At 70.3% G+C, this 15,597-nt stretch carries 17 protein-coding genes; 7 read left to right on the top strand and 10 right to left on the bottom strand.

Annotated elements, in window-relative coordinates; all coding sequences use genetic code 11:
* Positions 1–92: 92 nt before the first annotated feature.
* The 4 genes from LSF15_RS17255 to LSF15_RS17240 form a co-directional block, all read right to left on the bottom strand.
* On the bottom strand, positions 93–1,010 hold the full coding sequence (locus LSF15_RS17255) for a CHAP domain-containing protein (protein WP_232499802.1): 918 nt from the start codon (positions 1,008–1,010) through the stop codon (positions 93–95).
* A gap of 191 nt (positions 1,011–1,201) precedes the next feature.
* The gene (locus tag LSF15_RS17250; RefSeq protein ID WP_232499801.1) at positions 1,202–1,699 is read right to left on the bottom strand and encodes an HNH endonuclease; all 498 of its coding nucleotides are present in this window, start codon (positions 1,697–1,699) and stop codon (positions 1,202–1,204) included.
* A 365-nt stretch (positions 1,700–2,064) separates the two neighbouring features.
* Positions 2,065–2,745, bottom strand: coding sequence for a C40 family peptidase (locus LSF15_RS17245; protein WP_232499800.1), 681 nt, complete (start codon positions 2,743–2,745; stop codon positions 2,065–2,067).
* A gap of 397 nt (positions 2,746–3,142) precedes the next feature.
* Positions 3,143–3,835, bottom strand: coding sequence for an iron-dependent transcriptional repressor DtxR (locus tag LSF15_RS17240; RefSeq protein WP_232499799.1), 693 nt, complete (start codon positions 3,833–3,835; stop codon positions 3,143–3,145).
* A gap of 71 nt (positions 3,836–3,906) precedes the next feature.
* Here LSF15_RS17240 and serC point away from each other — a divergent pair, with 71 nt between their 5' ends.
* The gene (gene serC / locus LSF15_RS17235) at positions 3,907–5,022 is read left to right on the top strand and encodes a phosphoserine transaminase (RefSeq protein ID WP_232499798.1); all 1,116 of its coding nucleotides are present in this window, start codon (positions 3,907–3,909) and stop codon (positions 5,020–5,022) included.
* A gap of 5 nt (positions 5,023–5,027) precedes the next feature.
* The gene (locus LSF15_RS17230; protein ID WP_232499797.1) at positions 5,028–5,294 is read left to right on the top strand and encodes a DUF2530 domain-containing protein; all 267 of its coding nucleotides are present in this window, start codon (positions 5,028–5,030) and stop codon (positions 5,292–5,294) included.
* On the opposite strand, the gene LSF15_RS17225 is transcribed toward LSF15_RS17230, so the two are convergent.
* Both LSF15_RS17225 and LSF15_RS17220 read right to left on the bottom strand, forming a co-directional pair.
* Complete coding sequence (locus tag LSF15_RS17225; protein WP_232499796.1) at positions 5,267–5,998, bottom strand: DUF3027 domain-containing protein; 732 nt, start codon at positions 5,996–5,998, stop codon at positions 5,267–5,269. The genes LSF15_RS17230 and LSF15_RS17225 overlap by 28 nt on opposite strands.
* Positions 5,991–6,371 carry a cold-shock protein gene (locus tag LSF15_RS17220; protein ID WP_232499795.1) on the bottom strand — a complete coding sequence of 127 codons (381 nt, stop codon included), beginning with the start codon at positions 6,369–6,371 and terminating at the stop codon, positions 5,991–5,993. The genes LSF15_RS17225 and LSF15_RS17220 overlap by 8 nt, the downstream gene beginning before the upstream one ends.
* 209 nt (positions 6,372–6,580) lie before the next feature.
* Between LSF15_RS17220 and LSF15_RS17215 the strand changes: the two genes are divergently transcribed.
* The 3 genes from LSF15_RS17215 to LSF15_RS17205 are packed head-to-tail and all read left to right on the top strand — an operon-like array spanning position 6,581 to position 10,408.
* Complete coding sequence (locus LSF15_RS17215; RefSeq protein WP_232499794.1) at positions 6,581–6,856, top strand: multidrug ABC transporter ATPase; 276 nt, start codon at positions 6,581–6,583, stop codon at positions 6,854–6,856.
* Positions 6,857–6,866: 10 nt separating this feature from the next.
* A complete protein-coding gene (locus LSF15_RS17210) occupies positions 6,867–8,732 on the top strand; it encodes a helicase-associated domain-containing protein (RefSeq protein ID WP_232499793.1) in 1,866 nt (621 codons plus the stop codon).
* Positions 8,733–8,764: 32 nt separating this feature from the next.
* Positions 8,765–10,408 (top strand): DNA repair helicase XPB, encoded by a 1,644-nt coding sequence (locus LSF15_RS17205; protein WP_232499792.1) that lies wholly within the window; start codon positions 8,765–8,767, stop codon positions 10,406–10,408.
* A gap of 58 nt (positions 10,409–10,466) precedes the next feature.
* Here LSF15_RS17205 and LSF15_RS17200 read toward each other — a convergent pair whose 3' ends face one another.
* Genes LSF15_RS17200 through folE form a run of 4 tightly spaced genes read right to left on the bottom strand, consistent with a single transcriptional unit; the run spans position 10,467 to position 14,017 of the window.
* Complete coding sequence (locus tag LSF15_RS17200) at positions 10,467–11,189, bottom strand: pyrimidine reductase family protein (protein ID WP_232499791.1); 723 nt, start codon at positions 11,187–11,189, stop codon at positions 10,467–10,469.
* Positions 11,186–12,112, bottom strand: coding sequence for a dihydropteroate synthase (gene folP, locus LSF15_RS17195; protein ID WP_372460056.1), 927 nt, complete (start codon positions 12,110–12,112; stop codon positions 11,186–11,188). Before folP ends, LSF15_RS17200 begins: the two co-directional genes overlap by 4 nt.
* The gene (locus LSF15_RS17190) at positions 12,109–13,353 is read right to left on the bottom strand and encodes an NAD(P)/FAD-dependent oxidoreductase (RefSeq protein WP_232499790.1); all 1,245 of its coding nucleotides are present in this window, start codon (positions 13,351–13,353) and stop codon (positions 12,109–12,111) included. Before LSF15_RS17190 ends, folP begins: the two co-directional genes overlap by 4 nt.
* A gap of 1 nt (position 13,354) precedes the next feature.
* Positions 13,355–14,017, bottom strand: coding sequence for a GTP cyclohydrolase I FolE (folE, locus tag LSF15_RS17185; RefSeq protein ID WP_232499789.1), 663 nt, complete (start codon positions 14,015–14,017; stop codon positions 13,355–13,357).
* Between the two features lie 154 nt (positions 14,018–14,171).
* On the opposite strand from folE, the gene LSF15_RS17180 reads away from it, so the two are divergent.
* Both LSF15_RS17180 and LSF15_RS17175 read left to right on the top strand, forming a co-directional pair.
* Entirely contained in the window at positions 14,172–14,840 is a 669-nt protein-coding gene (locus LSF15_RS17180; RefSeq protein WP_232499788.1) for a helix-turn-helix transcriptional regulator, read from the top strand.
* A gap of 59 nt (positions 14,841–14,899) precedes the next feature.
* On the top strand, positions 14,900–15,592 hold the full coding sequence (locus LSF15_RS17175; RefSeq protein WP_231048755.1) for a response regulator transcription factor: 693 nt from the start codon (positions 14,900–14,902) through the stop codon (positions 15,590–15,592).
* Positions 15,593–15,597 lie beyond the last annotated feature (5 nt).

Raw genomic sequence — 15,597 nt, 5'->3', positions numbered from 1 at the left:
AACGTAGTGACCGGTCTCGACGAGCACACTGGCCGACCCGTCCAACAAATGATGCAGGTTTCGCCACGACGTCGACAATGACGGTGGACCGGTCAGCCGGGCGGGTAGAGGTACAGCGCATCACCGGCGGCGATCGTTCGCTGGTGGTACGAGTGGTCGGAGTTCTGGTTGTACTCCTCGATGTTGACCGAGCCGTCGGCGTTGATCGACTGTACGTAGGCGACGTGGTTGTACGGGAACCACGCGACCGCCCCCACGACGGGGGTGCTCGACGTGGGCCATCCCTTGCTCGCCCACGCGTCGGCCCACGCGTATGCGCTGCCCGACGCGAGGTTCGACCAGTCCCACTTCCACGGCGCGCTCGTGACGCCGGCGTCGCGGTTGAGCCGCCAGGCGACGAAGTCGACGCACTCGCGGTAGTAGTAACGCAGAGGCGAGAGCCCGCCGCCGTAGTCGTCGGGCAACTCGTTCCACCAGGGGTAGTCGTCGCCCTCGGCGCGTACGGTGTAGACCGCGTAGCTGCCCGAGCCGCGCGAGGCGAGCTCTGCAGCCCACGACGCGCGCTCGGCGGCTTCGGCCTCGAGCCGTGCCTCTTCGATCTCGGCCTTCGTCGTGACGGCGTAGCCGTCGGCCGAGAGCGGCGCGCCGGTGGCGAGGGCCGAGACGTCGACGTCTTGCGCCTGCGCGACACTGAGGCTGAAGGTTCCGGATGCCTCGTGCCCTGTGCCGCCCGGCATGAGCGCATACGCCGGCAGGGCCACGGTGCCGAAGATCGCGGGGATGACGATCATCGTCGCGAAGACGCGTGTCGGGCCGTTGCGGCGCAGCCCGCGCGGCGACCGCTGGGGGTTCGACGGCTTCGGCGCGGTGGCGGCCTGCGGTGCACCACGCCTGCTCGTGCCCTTCGGTGCGACGCGGCCGGTGCGGCCCCGGTCGGCGACTCGACGTGCACTCGATCGTCGCCCGGAACGATCGCGTCGGGTCGCGTCGTTCGTCTCGTCACCGCTCAACAGTCGGACCTCCGGGCGCCGCGCACGGCCGCAGGCGACCTCAGCACGGAGTGGTTTGGCTGGTCACGGAGCCAGGGGGTGCTCCGGACTCGTCCCACGATAGGGCACGACCCGGCGATTGTCACGGTGCGGTCGGGCCTGTCGCGAGCCGGACGGTCAGGGTCGCATTCCACCTGACACGGGGGCTTCGATCACGCCGCCATCGCGAGGTACTCGCTCCACTGCGGCAGCGGGCGATCGACCCCGCGCACGACCCAGCCGCGACCGTGCGGCATTCGTGGCGTGAATCGCAGCTCCCATCCCATCTCGGCGGGAGTACGGTCGCTCTTCGTGTTGTTGCAGCGCAGACAGCACGCGACGAGGTTCTCCCATGTGTCGCGACCGCCGCGAGACCGCGGCAGCACGTGATCGATGGTCGCCGCCGATCGCCCGCAGTACGCGCATCGGTGCTCGTCGCGTCGCAGCACGCCGCGCCTGGTGACGGGCACCTGGTGTGCACGCGGCGCGCGCACGTAACGGGTGAGCAGGATCACGCTCGGTCGCTCCCATGCGCCGCTCGCGGCGCACACCGGATTGCCCTCGTCATGCAGGATCACGGTCGCCTTCTGGTTCATGACGAGCAGTAACGCTCGTTTGAACGAGACGACGGCGAGCGGCTCATATCCGGCGTTCAGCACGAGCGTGCGCATGTGGTGCCCTTCGTTCGGGGCTGGATGGCTTCCAGCCGCGTGCACGGTTCGGCGATGCGAGTGCGGCGCGGAGCGCGGGTATCGCGGCCGCCCGGCGAGGATGGGCAGCGCCCGGGGAACAAAAAACGGACACCGTCGTGAAGACAGTGTCCGTCGGCGCGTTCGCCCGGGTCGTGCTCGGCTGACTACTGTGCCGTTGGTCGAAATGCGCGCGGGCATCCGTGGAATGGATGCTGCGCAGCTGGACCATCGGCCTCCCCTACCGGGTTCTCTCGGATCGTCAGGGTTTCAGGGTAGAGCACGAACGGCGCACCGGGAAATCCCGGCGCGCCGTTCGCAGGCGTGCGTCACGCGTTGTTCATCGTTCAGATGCCGATGCGCACGATGTGGTAATCGCTCGTCCAGATCGGCTGGACACGAACGGATGCCCCTTCATACGGCGCGTGCAGGATCATTCCGTTGCCCGCATAGAAGCCGTCGTGGCCGTCCATGATGACGAGATCGCCGGGCTGCGCGTCGGCCTCTGAGATGCGGGTGCCCATGGCGCCCTGTCCGGTCGAGGAGTGCGGCATGCTCACGCCGAACTGCGCATAGACGTACATGACGAAGCCCGAGCAGTCGAAGCCGGCAGGGGTGGCGCCGCCGTACACATATGGCGTGCCGATGTACTGCGTCGCGACGCTGTAGACGCTCGCCAGATCGAAGTTCGGGTACGGCGGGTTCGCGAGGAAGTCGCCGACAGACGGGCCGCTGTATGACGCCGCGTACGAGACCATCGCCGACTCGGCCGCGATGCGGGCCGCCTCGGCTGCGGCGGCTGCCGCCTCGGCCGCTTCGGCCGCCCGGATCTCTTCACCGGTGACGGCGGCGTAGCCGTCTTTCGTGATCGGCGCGGCGATCACGTCGTCGGTGACCTCGACCGACTGCGCCTGCGCCTTCGTGAGCTTCGTCGCATCGGTGGCGCCGAACTGCGGGCCGAGGCTGCCGGGGGCCATCGCGTACGCGGGGATGGCGAGGGTGCCGACGATGCCGGCGGCGACCGCCATCACGAGCATATTCGCGACACCGCCGCGTCGAAGCCGCCGGGTCGATGGAAGCGGCTTCGCGGCGACCTTCGGTGCGAGGTCGTTCGGTGTTGGACTGGGGGAACTCGGGGCCTTGGAGGCGATGATCGCCTTCGTGGCGGCCCCTCGGGCGTATGACCTTGTCGGGCGACGCCGGGAGAATCGAGCCAAAACGTATACCTCCGTCGCCCCACGACACGGATGTCGCCCCACCGGATGCGCGCGTGACGCTTCACGGGTTCCGGATCGAGCGGTGGGCTTGGGAGGCGTCTCGACCCTGTTCCTCCGACTGGCTTCGTGCCGGCGGACTCGTACGACAGTACGCGACCTCCGCCCGAATGTCACATCCTGATAACGGTGCGGCGCGAGGCCCGTCGGATCACCGGGAGATGAAGATGTGCCCAGCGATCTCGGTGGGCAGCTCGAGTCCGCCGTCGTGCCCGTCGACCTGCACGAGCACGTACCCGCCGTTCCTGGTGAAGGTCGCCTCGGCACCGGGCATGATGCCCGCCTGCTTCAACTGGCCGAGCAGCTCGGGATCGAACTGCACGGGCTCAGCCAGCCGGCGCACCGTGCCACGGACCGTCTGCTCGCGTTCGGCGAGCACGTCGACGACGTTCACGACGCCGCGCATGAAGGGGTCTGCGGCGGGCACACCGAGCTCTTCGAGCCCCGGGATGGGATTGCCGTACGGCGACTCCGTCGGCCTGCCGAGGATCTCGATGAGGCGGCGCTCGACCTGCTCGCTCATGACGTGCTCCCACCGGCACGCCTCGTCGTGCACGTACTCCCACTCGAGGCCGATGACGTCGGCGAGGAGTCGCTCGGCCAGGCGGTGCTTGCGCATGACGTGCACAGCCTTGCTGCGACCCTCGGGCGTGAGCTCGAGGTGCCGGTCGCCCGAGACGATGACGAGGCCGTCGCGCTCCATGCGGGCGACGGTCTGCGACACCGTGGGGCCCGAGTGGCCGAGACGCTCGGAGATGCGCGCACGCAGCGGCACGATGCTCTCCTCTTCGAGGTCGAGGATCGTGCGCAGGTACATCTCTGTCGTGTCGATCAGATCGGTCACGCGTGTCCTCCCGAATCGTCGCAGCCGTCATCCAGCCTACCGGGCGCCACCCCCTCGCTAGACTCGGTCGCATGCCGAGCCTCGTGATCCCCAGAGACCTGCTGCCCGCCGACGGACGCTTCGGCTGCGGCCCGTCCAAGGTGCGACCCGAGCAGCTCGCCCACCTCGCGGCCGTCGGCCCGTCGATCCTCGGCACGTCGCACCGCCAGGCACCCGTGAAAGACCTCGTGGGTCGCGTGCGAGCCGGATTCCGCGAGCTCTTCGCCCTGCCCGACGGCTACGAGGTCGTGCTCGGCAACGGCGGCTCGACGGCATTCTGGGACGCTGCGGCATCCGGTCTCATCGAGCGCCGAGCGCAACTCGCCTCATTCGGTGAGTTCGGCGCGAAGTTCGCCGCCGCCGCCGCCGCACCGTGGCTCGAGGCGCCCGACGTGCGCAGGGCCGACGCCGGCACCCGCGCCCTCCCCGAAGCCGCGGCCGGCCTCGACGTCTACGCGTGGCCGCAGAACGAGACCTCGACCGGCGTCATGGCGCCCGTCACCCGAGTCGACGGCGATTCCGGCTCGCTCACCGTGATCGACGCGACGAGTGCGGCCGGCGGCATCGCGGTCGACCCGTCGCAGTTCGACGTCTACTACTTCGCTCCGCAGAAGAACTTCGCGAGCGACGGCGGCATCTGGTTCGCACTCATGTCGCCCGCCGCGATCGAGCGCGTCGAGCGCATCGCCGCGAGCGATCGGTACATCCCCGAATTCCTGTCGCTGAAGAACGCCGTCGACAACTCGCGGCTCAACCAGACGCTGAACACGCCGGCGCTCTCGACACTGCTGCTGCTCGAGAACCAGCTCGACTGGATGAACGGCTCGGGCGGGCTCGCCTGGGCCGACGCCCGCACCCGCGAATCGTCGTCGGTGCTGTACGAATGGGCCGAGCGCACGTCGGTCGCGACCCCGTTCGTCGCCGAGCCCGATGCCCGCTCGCAGGTGGTCGTCACGATCGACTTCGATGAATCGACGGATGCCGCGGGGTTGGCCGAGATCCTGCGGGCGAACGGCGTCGTCGACACCGAGCCGTACCGCAAGCTCGGACGGAACCAACTGCGCGTCGCCACGTTCACGGCGATCGAACCCGACGACGTGCGGGCGCTCACCGCCTCGATCGACTACGTGCTCGAGCAGATCGGCTGAGTCGCGTGCGCTTCTGGCTGAGCGAGCAGGAGCGTCGGCCCGACCCGGAGCCCGCTCGGGCCGATGCGCGCAAGGCGGTCGCTGCCGGCACCGCCGCCTGGCTCGTCGTGCTCGTGGCGTGCCTGCTGTTCCAGTCGCAACTCGAGGCGGCCGGCTACGGCTGGCTCGCGGTGGCCGCGGTCGTGGGTATCGGCCTCGGGCTCGTCGGGCTGCTCGTGGTGCAGGTGATCAGGCGGCGGGCGCGTCAGTCGGCCGACGGCTCGACTGACTGAGCGACGTCGTCGTCGCCTTCACCGTCGTCACCCTCACGGTCGTCACCCTCTTCGGCTGAGTCGTCGAGCGCGTCGATGTCGATGCCGTCGAACTCGTCGTCGCCGTCGGCGCCGAAATCGTCGCCCTCGGGCCCGTCGTCGAGGTCGTCGTCGTCGTCGTCTTCGTCGTCGTCGTCTTCGTCGAGGTCATCGTCTTCGTCGAGGTCGAAGTCGTCGGCCTCGTCGTCGAGTTCGTCGTGGTCTTCGTCATCGAAGTCATCGCCGTCGAGCAGCTCGTCGTCGGCGCTCCCCTCGGCCTCTGCGGCCTCGCGTGCGGCCTCGGCGGCGGCATCCTGAGCCGCCCGATACTCGGCGAGACGCTCGGACCACGGGACCCACTCGGGCGCCAGCAGCGCCGACTCGCCGGGCATGAGCTCGGTCTCGAGCACGGTCGGCTCGCCGCCGTCGACGCGGGCGATGGTCACGCTCCAGCGCCAGCCCGGGTAGCCCGAGAGGTCGGAGGCGAACAGCAGGGTGAGCACATGCTCACCCTCGGCGATGTGGCCGACGACCGAACCGACGGTCTCGGGCGCGGTCATGTCGAGCAGCGCGCGGCGCGCGAGGTCGACCGATGCGAGCAGCACCTCGTCGGCCACGATGGGCGCAACCGATGCCGTCGGCGCCGCCTCGACCTCGGCCGGCTCGGTCTCGGGAGCCTCAGGCATCGAGGTCGTCAGCAACCTTGCGCAGCACCGCCGCGACGGTGCGGGCCTTCGACTTCTCGGGGTAGCGGCCACGACGCAGGTCGACGCCGATGCCGTCGAGCACCTTGACGACGTCCTCCACGATGACCGCCATGTCGTCGGCGGGCTTGCGGTGCATCTTGACGAGGCTGGGCGGCGCGTCGAGCACGCGCACCGAGAGCGCCTGCGCTCCGCGCTTGCCATCGGCGATGCCGAACTCGAGGCGGGCGCCCGCGCGCACGGTCGCGCCGGCGGGGAGGGCGGATGCGTGGAGGAAGACCTCCTGGCCGTCATCGGAGGTGATGAAGCCGAACCCCTTCTCGTCGTCGTAGAACTTGACCTTGCCGGTGGGCATCGTGTGAACCTCGCTCGAGTCTCCGGGCACGCCGAAGATGGCACGCCCGTCCAACCCCCAGTCTATGGTCTCGCAGCAGGCTCAGCGCTGCTGGGTCGCCAGCCGAGCTCGGTGAGAACGACGCCCTCGGGCGCACGATTCGGCCGTACGTTCGAGCTCGATGCGCCCGGGGCGCGCGGGTTCGGCCCCCGCTGTCCTATTCTGGTGAGGTGAGCGACCCTGGCCCTATCACCGAGCATCGCGCCGAACGCGTCCTCGCGTTCATGTTCGCGGCGGTGGTGGGCCTCTCGATCCTCGCGTTCCTCGCGGTCATCATCGGCACCGCAGCCGGGGCCGGGGCCGACGACGGCTTCAGTCAGGGCGCCTGGCCGTTCATCATCATGCTTCCGTGGTTCGGACTGCCGATCGGGTTCCTGCTGCTCATCGCACTGCTCGTCGTCAACTGGGTGCGTCGCTCACGCGAGTCCAGAGCCCGAGCGAGCTGAACAGGAGACGATGCTCGAACTGGCCGCACGACTTCGGAAGCTGCCGCGAGAAGAACTCGCCGCAGCGCTGCACTCGCGCGAGTTCGAGCCCAATGGCGTGCACGACCTGTTCGACCTCGCCGAACTCCTCCTCTCCCCCGACTCGCTCGACCACGCGATCAGCCGCCTCGACCGCAGGCGCCTCGCCGTGCTCGCGGTCGCGGCCGAGCTCGCGGCCGCCAACGCTGGCGGCACCACGGTCGACGATGTCCGCGGCGAGCTGGCGCAGCTCGCGGCATCCGACGACCTGATCTCCGGGGCGGAGGAGCTGCTCGACCGACTGGCCGCCGCCCTGCTCATCGTCGTGGCCGACCGGCGCGTGCACGTACCCGTCGCGGTGACCTCGCGCGTCGTGCCGCGCCTCGGCGAAGACCTCCCGACTGCGGTCGAACTCGCCGCGCCGGCGCCGCCCGTTCTCGTCACCGGCGACGAGGTCGACCGCAGCATCCTCGAGCGACGCTCGTCCGAGGCCGCCTACGCCACCGTCGCAGCGACCGCCGAGCTCCTCGCCGAGCTCGGAACCCAACCCGCGCGCGAACTCGCGAAGGGCGGGCTCGCACTGCCCGACTCGAAGCGGCTCGCCGAGGCCAGCGGCACAGCGCTCGAAGACCTGCCCCGCCTGTTCCACCGCGCCGACGAGGCCGGGCTCGTCGCGCGCGAGGGTGCGTTCTGGCTCGAATCCGATCATGGTGCGACGTGGGCGCTCGAGTCGGCGAAGGGCCGGTGGCTGCGTCTCGCCGAGTGCTGGCGCGACCGCATCCCCGCGCCGCTGCGCGATCTCGTCGCCCGCCGCACCGACACCCTCACGGCGGTGGCGCTGCGCGACGACGTGCGCTGGTACTACCCGGCGGGCGGGCACTGGCTCGACGACGGACTCGACCGACTGCTCGGCGAGGCCGAGGCGCTCGGGCTCGCGGTCGCCGGTGAACCCGTCGAGTCGGGGCGGCTCGTGCTCGCCGGCCAACTCGACGTGGCCGCCGACCGGCTCGCCGCGTACTTCCCCGCCCAGGTCGACAAGGTGTACTTGCAGCACGACCTCACGATCGTCTCGCCCGGCCCGCTCGAACCGTCGCTCGACGCCCGACTGCGTGGAATCGCCGATGTCGAGGGTCGGGATCTCGCCTCGACCTATCGCGTCAGCGCGGCATCCGTCAACCGCGCCCTCGCCGCCGGCGAATCCGCCGAGACGATCCTCGAGTTCCTCGGGGACCTGTCGCTCAGCGGGATTCCGCAGCCGCTCGCGTACCTGGTCGGCGAGGCGGCCGTGCGGTTCGGTGCGGTGCGCGTCGGCGCCGCCGCCGAATCGGATGTCCCGGCGAAGGCGTCGATCCGATCCGACGACGAGCAGCTCGTGCGCACCCTCGCCGTCGACCAGTCGCTCGCGTCGATCGGCCTGCGCCAGGCGGGACCGCACCGGCTGCTCTCGCGGTTCACCCCCGACGTGGTGTTCTGGGCGCTCTCCGACGCGCGCTACCCGGTCGCCGCCGAAGACGCCGCCGGCAACATCGTGCGGTTGCGCCGGCACCGGCTCGCACCCGCACCCGTCGTCGTGGCGAAGGCCGACCCGATCACGGCGCTGCTCGACCGTGTACTCGAAGAGCCCGGCGGCGCAGCGACCGAGCAGGCGTGGCTGGCACGTCAGCTCGAGGCGGCAGCCCGCGCCAAAGAGACGCTCACCGTCACGGTGCGCATGCCCGGCGGCGACACCGCCGACTACCTCCTCGCGCCGGCGAGCGTCGCGAACGGCAGGCTGCGCGCCCGCGACCGCAAGGCCGACATCGAACGCACCCTGCCGCTCTCGGCCATCGCGTCGGTCGCACCCGCGCCCGCCGGGTGACGGTGCAGCGAGCGGGCGTAGACTCGAACGCTATGTCAGACGGCCCACTCATCGTGCAGAGCGATCGCACCGTGCTGCTCGAAGTCGCGCACCCGCAAGCTGAAGACGCACGGCACGACCTCGCGGTGTTCGCCGAGCTCGAGCGAGCACCCGAGCACGTGCACACCTATCGCATCACCCGACTCGGCTTGTGGAACGCGCGCGCCGCCGGCCATGACGCCGACGACATGCTCGGCACCCTCGAGAAGTACGCGAAGTTCCCCGTGCCGCAGACGGTGTCGGTCGACATGCGCGAGACCGTCGGCCGCTACGGCCGCCTCGTCATCGACCGCACCGGCGACGGCAGGTTGCGCCTGCACTCCGACGACCTCCCCGTGCTCACCGAGGTGGCGGGCGCGAGGCGCATCGCGCCGCTGCTCACCGAACGCATCGACGACACGGGCTTCCTGGTCGAGCCGTGGGCCCGCGGGCAGCTGAAGCAGGAGCTCGTGAAGCTCGGCTGGCCCGCCGAGGATCTCGCCGGCTACACCCCGGGCACGCCGCACGAGATCGACCTCGAGCAAGACGGCTGGCACCTGCGCGACTACCAGCAGAAGGCCGTCGACAACTTCTTCGACGGCGGGTCGGGCGTCGTCGTGCTGCCGTGCGGCGCCGGCAAGACGCTCGTCGGCGCTGGGGCGATGGCGACCGCCAAGACCACGACCCTCATCCTCGTCACGAACACCGTCTCGGCACGCCAGTGGCGCGACGAGCTGCTGAAGCGCACGAGCCTCACGGCTGACGAGATCGGCGAGTACTCGGGTCAGGTGAAAGAGGTCAAGCCGGTCACGATCGCGACCTACCAGATCCTCACCGCGAAACGGAAGGGCGAGTACGCGCACCTCGCGCTGCTCGACGCGCTCGACTGGGGCCTCGTGGTCTACGACGAGGTGCACCTGCTGCCCGCGCCGGTGTTCAAGCTCACGGCCGAACTGCAGGCGCGCCGCCGTCTCGGGCTCACGGCGACGCTCGTGCGCGAAGACGGCCGCGAGGGCGACGTGTTCAGCCTCATCGGGCCCAAGCGATTCGACGCCCCGTGGAAGGAGATCGAGGCCCAGGGCTTCATCTCGCCCGCGGCCTGCTACGAGGTGCGCATCGACCTGCCGCAGTCCGAGCGGCTCGCGTACGCGGCATCCGCCGACGACGAACGCTATCGGCTCGCGGCCACGGCACCCGCGAAGCTCGGTGTCGTGAAAGAGCTCGTCGCGCGGCACGACGGCGAGCGCATCCTCGTGATCGGGCAGTACCTCGACCAGATCGAGGAGCTGGCCGATGCACTCGGCGCCCCGAAGCTGACCGGCGCGACCCCGGTCGACGAGCGCGAGCGGCTCTACCAGGAGTTCCGTGACGGGCGAACCCCCGTGCTCGTGGTCTCGAAGGTCGCGAATTTCTCGGTCGATCTCCCCGAGGCCACGGTCGCGATCCAGGTGTCGGGCTCGTTCGGCTCTCGTCAAGAGGAGGCCCAACGACTCGGACGGCTGCTTCGCCCCAAGGAGTCGGGCCTCTCGGCGAACTTCTACACGCTCGTCGCGCGCGACACCGTCGACCAGGACTTCGCGCAGAACCGGCAGCGCTTCCTCGCCGAGCAGGGCTACAGCTACACGATCCTCGACGCCCACGCGCTCGAGGCCGCCTGACGGCCGGCGGAGCCGCTCAGGCCGCACCGCTCACGACTCGGCGCTCACGACTCGGCGCTCAGGCGCGCGAGTAGCGCAGGAACAGCATCTCGTCGGTGGGCAACGCGTGCACGAGCCGCATGTGCCGCGGCGGCACCTCGGCACCCGCCGTGATGCGCCCGGCGTCGCCCGCAACGAGCACTGATGACAGGCTGAGGCACAGCTCGTCGACGAGGTCGGCGGCGAGCAGCGCGCCGAACAGGTGAGGCCCGCCCTCGCAGAGCGCCTGCGGCAGCCCGCGCCCGGCGAGCTCGGCCACCGCGTGTCGCAGGTCGACCGCGTCACCGGGGCTCACGATCAGGTCGGCGACCTCGGCGAGTTCGGCCCGCCGGTGTGCGGGTGCCGCCGAGTGGGTCACGACGATCGGACGCATGGTCGCTTCGGTGAAGAAGGGATGCCCCGGCTCGAGGTCGAGCCGCGACGAGACGACCGCGAGCGGGGGTTGCGGTGCCATGGCCCGGCCGGCCCGCCACGCCGCGACATCGTCGGGCAGCCGGACGCCGCCGTATCCCTCGACACGTACCGTGCCCGCCCCGACGAGGATGACGTCGGCGAGCGCACGCAGCACGCCCATGATTCGCCGGTCGTCGGCGTTGCCGAGCCCGCCGCTGCGCCCGTCGAGCGTGACTGCGCCGTCGAGGCTCATCACGAAGTTCAGGCGCACGCGCGGGGTCGCGCGGTCGTCGATCGCGTACGCCGCGAGCAGTTCGTCGCGGCGGAGCCCCGCCGGCGCGGCGGTCACGGTTCCTCGTTGGGACCGTCGACCATGTTGTGCTTCAGGTAGACGGGTTCGCGCCACCCGAGGATCGCCTCGACCGTGCGGGCGGCGTCGACCGATTCGGGCACGTTGTGCATGCGCAGGACGCGCGCGCCCTGCATGGCGCAGAACACGGCGGCCGCGAGCGACCCGGCGAGCCGGCCGTCGCGCGGGCGGTCGAGGGTCTCGCCGATGAAGTCCTTGTTCGACACCGCGGCCAGCAGCGGGAAGCCGAGTCGGGCGAGCTCGCCGAACCGGCGCGTGAGCTCGAGGGAGTGCCGCGTGTTCTTGTTGAGGTCGTGGCCGGGGTCGAGCACGATGCGGTCTTCGGGTACGCCGTGCCGCACGGCGAGCGCGACGCGCTCCTCGAGGAACGCGGCGACCTCGCCGACGACGTCGTCGTACTCGGGTCGCGGGAACCACTGTCGCGGCTCGGCGCGGCTGTGCGTGATCACCAGGGTCGCCTCGCTCGAGGCGACGACCTCGGCGATCGCCGGGTCGTGCACTCCCGTGGTGTCGTTGACGACGTGGGCGCCCGCGGCGATGGCCGCCGCGGCGACCTCGGCGTGGAAGGTGTCGACCGAGATCGCGGCGTCGACGCCCTGCAGCGCTTCGACGACGGGCACGACCCGGTCGATCTCTTCGGCCACGGGGATCGCAGGCCCCGGCCCGAACCTGGCACCGCCGATGTCGACCCACGCGGCGCCCTGCTCGACCGCGCGTCGCGCGGCGCCGACGGCCTGTTCGAGGCCGAAGGTGGCGCCCCGGTCGTAGAACGAGTCGGGCGTGCGGTTGACGACCGCCATGACCGCGATCGTGCGGCGGAAGTCGACCTCGCGCCCGGCGATGCGGCGCACCGGGCGCGTGATCGCCGGTTCGACCCAGCCGAGCGGCGATCCTTCGATCACCCGGATGTCCCGACGAACGCCTCGAGCGGAACCGCCGGGTCGGCGAGCCGCGCGGGCTCGACGACGACCTCGTCGCGGATGAGGCGCTGCACGGTCTCGTTCACGTCCCACACGTTGACGTTCATGCCCGCGACGACCTTGCCCGCATTCACCCAGAAGGCCACGAACTCGCGTGCGTCGCGATCGCCCCGGAACACCGGGTCGATGCCCGCCGTCAGTGTGCCGTAGCCCGAGTACTCCATGCCCAGATCGTACTGGTCGGTGTAGAAGTACGGGATCTCGTCGTACTCGACCTTCTGGCCGGCCATCGAGCGACCCGCCGCCTTGCCTGCGACGTCGGCGTTCGCCCAGTGCTCGATGCGGATCGGCCGGCGGAGCACTGGATGCAACACGCTCGCGACGTCGCCGACGGCGTACACGTCGACGGCGCTCGTCAGGAACGCGGCATCGGTCGTCACGCCGTTGTCGACCTCGAGACCAGCGGCCTCGGCGAGCCCCGTCTCGGGGATCGCGCCGATGCCGACCACGACGACCTCTGCCGGCACCACCTCGCCGCCGTCGATCTCGACACCCGTGACCCGACCCTCGGCGCCGACCATGCCCGCCACGCTCGTCGACATGCGCAGGGTGACGCCGTGCGCGCGGTGGAGTTCGGCGAAGACCGAGCCGGCCGTGTCGCCGATCGCCGCATTCAGCGGCACCGTCTCGAGGCCGAGCACGGTGACGTCGTTGCCGTAGCCCCTCGCGGCCGCCGCGACCTCGAGCCCGATCCATCCGGCCCCGACGATCACGACGCGTCGCCCACCCGGTGCGATCGCGTCGCGCAGCGCGATCGAGTCGTCGACCGTGCGAAGCAGGTGCACGCCCGTGAGGTCGGCGCCTGGCCCGCGGAACCGGCGGGGCGACGCACCGGTCGCGAGCAGCAGGCGGTCGTAGCGCAGCACCTCGTCATCGCCGAGCGTGAGCGTATGCGCGGCCGGATCGATCGACGAGGCCCGGAGGCCGCGCCGAACCTCGACCCGCTGCTCGGCGTACCACGCCTCGGGGTGCACGTCGATCGATGCGCGGTCGTCCTTGCCGATCAGGAACTCCTTCGACAGGGGCGGACGGATGTAGGGCATCGCGTCTTCGCCCGCGATGATCGTGATCGACCCGTCGTATGCCGCGTCTCTCGCACCCTCGGCCGCCCGCGCGCCGGCGAGTCCGCCCCCGACGATCACGAGCCCACTCGACGAATCCATGTCACGCCTCCGTTCCGCGCAGGCCGGCGCGGGCGAGGAACTCGCGGCGGGTGCGATCGTCGTCGCGCACCGAGCCGACGAGCGAGCTCGTTACCGTGCGCGTTCCCTCGGCCTGCACGCCACGCAGCGACATGCAGAGGTGCTCGGCCTCGAGCACCACGCCGACGCCCGACGGTTCGAGGGTCTCGCCGATCCAGTCGGCGATCTGGCGGGTCATCCGCTCTTGGACCTGCAGGTCGCGTGCGAAGAGCTCGACGACGCGCGCGAGTTTCGACAGTCCCACGAGACGGTCGCCGGGCACGTACCCGATGTGCGCGACGCCGCGGAACGGCAACAGGTGGTGTTCGCACAACGAGCTGAACGGGATGTCGGCGACCACGACGAGTTCGTCGTAGTGCTCGTCGTTCGCGAACGTCGTCGCCGCGAACGGGTGCGGCGTCAGCAGCTCGATCAACGCGTCGGCGACGCGGCGAGGCGTCTCGGCGAGGTGCGTCGACCCTGGGTCGCGACCGAGCGCTGCGAGCAGCGACTCGATCGCCTCGATGGCCCCGGCCCGATCGATGGCCCCGGCCCGATCGATGGCCCCGTCGACCGGCTCGTCGGGCGCGACCGCGTGCAGCCGCCGCGCGCTGGTCGCCGATGCGGCGAGTTCGGTCGACGTCATGGCTGCTCCTCGGATCGCGGTCGGGCCGGTCGACGCGGTCGCACGGCGCTTCCCGCAATCGGATGGCCCGTGCGCGGCATCTCCCGTCATGACGACGCTAGGCCGGGAGAATTCTTTTGTCAATATGTATTGCTTTTAGAGTTACGATGAGGCCATGGCTACCGACGAGTCCGGCTACGAGGACGACCTGATCGCCGTCAGGGTACTCGGCGACCCGACCCGGCGTCGCGTCTACACGGCGGTCGCGCGTAGTGCCGAGCCCGTGAGCCGCGACCACGTCGCCACGCTCCTCGCGATTCCGCGCAGCACCGCCGCGTTCCACCTCGAGCGACTCGCCGACGCCGGGCTGCTCGCCGTCGAGTTCCGGCGACTCACGGGCCGCACCGGGCCCGGTTCCGGGCGTCCGGCGAAGGTCTACGTGCGTCCCGAGGCCGAACTGTCGGTGTCGGTCCCCCGGCGACACTACGAACTCGCGGGCGAGGTCATGGCCGAGGCGATCGGCCGGGCCGTCGGCGGCGACGTGCCAGTGCGCGACGCCCTGCACGAGGCGGCCCTCCGCGGCGGGCGGCGGCTCGCCGGGGCATCCGCCGATCTCGACGACGCTCTCGAGCGAGCCGGGCTCGAGCCCAGGATCGACGGCGACGACACCGTGCTCGGCACGTGCCCCTTCCACCGCCTTGCGCGCGGGAACCCGGGCGTCGTGTGCGAACTCAACCACGCGATGCTGTGCGGCATGGCCGAGGCGGTCGGCGACGATCCCGGCCGTGTGCACCTCGATGCCGGAGCGGGCGGATGCTGCATCCGCATCTCCCCCGCGCCGTGATCGACGGCCACCCACACGACTCACAGGCAGGTTTCAGCAAACGTCAAGAGAATCGACCCATGAGCGATGGACCACGCATTCTCATCGTCGATGACGAGCCCAACATCCGCGACCTCCTGACGACGAGCCTGAGGTTCGCAGGATTCGCGGTCCGCGCCGTGGGCAACGGCGCGCAGACCATCTCGGCCGTGCTCGAAGAGGAGCCCGACCTCATCATCCTCGACGTCATGCTGCCCGACATGAACGGATTCGGCGTCACGAAGCGCCTGCGCACGGCCGGCTACACCGCGCCGATCCTGTTCCTCACGGCGAAAGACGACACCGAAGACAAGATCACCGGCCTCACCGTCGGCGGCGACGACTACGTCACCAAGCCGTTCAGCCTCGACGAGATCGTCGCCCGTATCAAGGCGATCCTGCGGCGCACGATGCACGCCGAAGAAGATGCCGTGATCCGCACCGGCGAGCTCACGATGGACCAAGACACCCATGAAGTGCTCGTCGGCGACGTGCCCGTCGAACTCTCCCCCACCGAGTTCAAGCTGCTGCGCTACCTCATGCTGAATCCCAACCGAGTGCTCTCCAAGGCGCAGATCCTCGACCACGTGTGGGAGTACGACTTCAACGGCGACGCCGGCATCGTCGAGAGCTACATCTCGTACCTGCGCCGCAAGCTCGACCAGCACTCGACCGAGCCGCTCATCCAGACCAAGCGCGGATTCGGGTACATGCTGAAGTCCTCCAAGCCTTGACTCAG

Origin of the sequence: Agromyces humatus, assembly GCF_021228295.1 — a bacterium.
GTDB lineage: Bacteria > Actinomycetota > Actinomycetes > Actinomycetales > Microbacteriaceae > Agromyces > Agromyces humatus.
The sequence above is the reverse complement of the archived record's forward strand: the minus strand, read 5'-3'. Positions and strand labels throughout refer to the sequence as shown.

Bases quoted from the DNA above. Each gene is read 5' to 3' on its own strand.
- LSF15_RS17250 (WP_232499801.1), bottom strand. From the start codon at position 1,699: ATGCGCACGCTCGTGCTGAACGCCGGATATGAGCCGCTCGCCGTCGTC.
- LSF15_RS17245 (WP_232499800.1), bottom strand. From the start codon at position 2,745: ATGGCGGTCGCCGCCGGCATCGTCGGCACCCTCGCCATCCCCGCGTAC.
- serC (WP_232499798.1), top strand. From the start codon at position 3,907: ATGCCGAGCCTCGTGATCCCCAGAGACCTGCTGCCCGCCGACGGACGC.
- LSF15_RS17225 (WP_232499796.1), bottom strand. From the start codon at position 5,998: ATGCCTGAGGCTCCCGAGACCGAGCCGGCCGAGGTCGAGGCGGCGCCG.
- LSF15_RS17220 (WP_232499795.1), bottom strand. From the start codon at position 6,371: ATGCCCACCGGCAAGGTCAAGTTCTACGACGACGAGAAGGGGTTCGGC.
- LSF15_RS17210 (WP_232499793.1), top strand. From the start codon at position 6,867: ATGCTCGAACTGGCCGCACGACTTCGGAAGCTGCCGCGAGAAGAACTC.
- LSF15_RS17205 (WP_232499792.1), top strand. From the start codon at position 8,765: ATGTCAGACGGCCCACTCATCGTGCAGAGCGATCGCACCGTGCTGCTC.
- LSF15_RS17190 (WP_232499790.1), bottom strand. From the start codon at position 13,353: ATGGATTCGTCGAGTGGGCTCGTGATCGTCGGGGGCGGACTCGCCGGC.
- folE (WP_232499789.1), bottom strand. From the start codon at position 14,017: ATGACGTCGACCGAACTCGCCGCATCGGCGACCAGCGCGCGGCGGCTG.
- LSF15_RS17180 (WP_232499788.1), top strand. From the start codon at position 14,172: ATGGCTACCGACGAGTCCGGCTACGAGGACGACCTGATCGCCGTCAGG.
- LSF15_RS17175 (WP_231048755.1), top strand. From the start codon at position 14,900: ATGAGCGATGGACCACGCATTCTCATCGTCGATGACGAGCCCAACATC.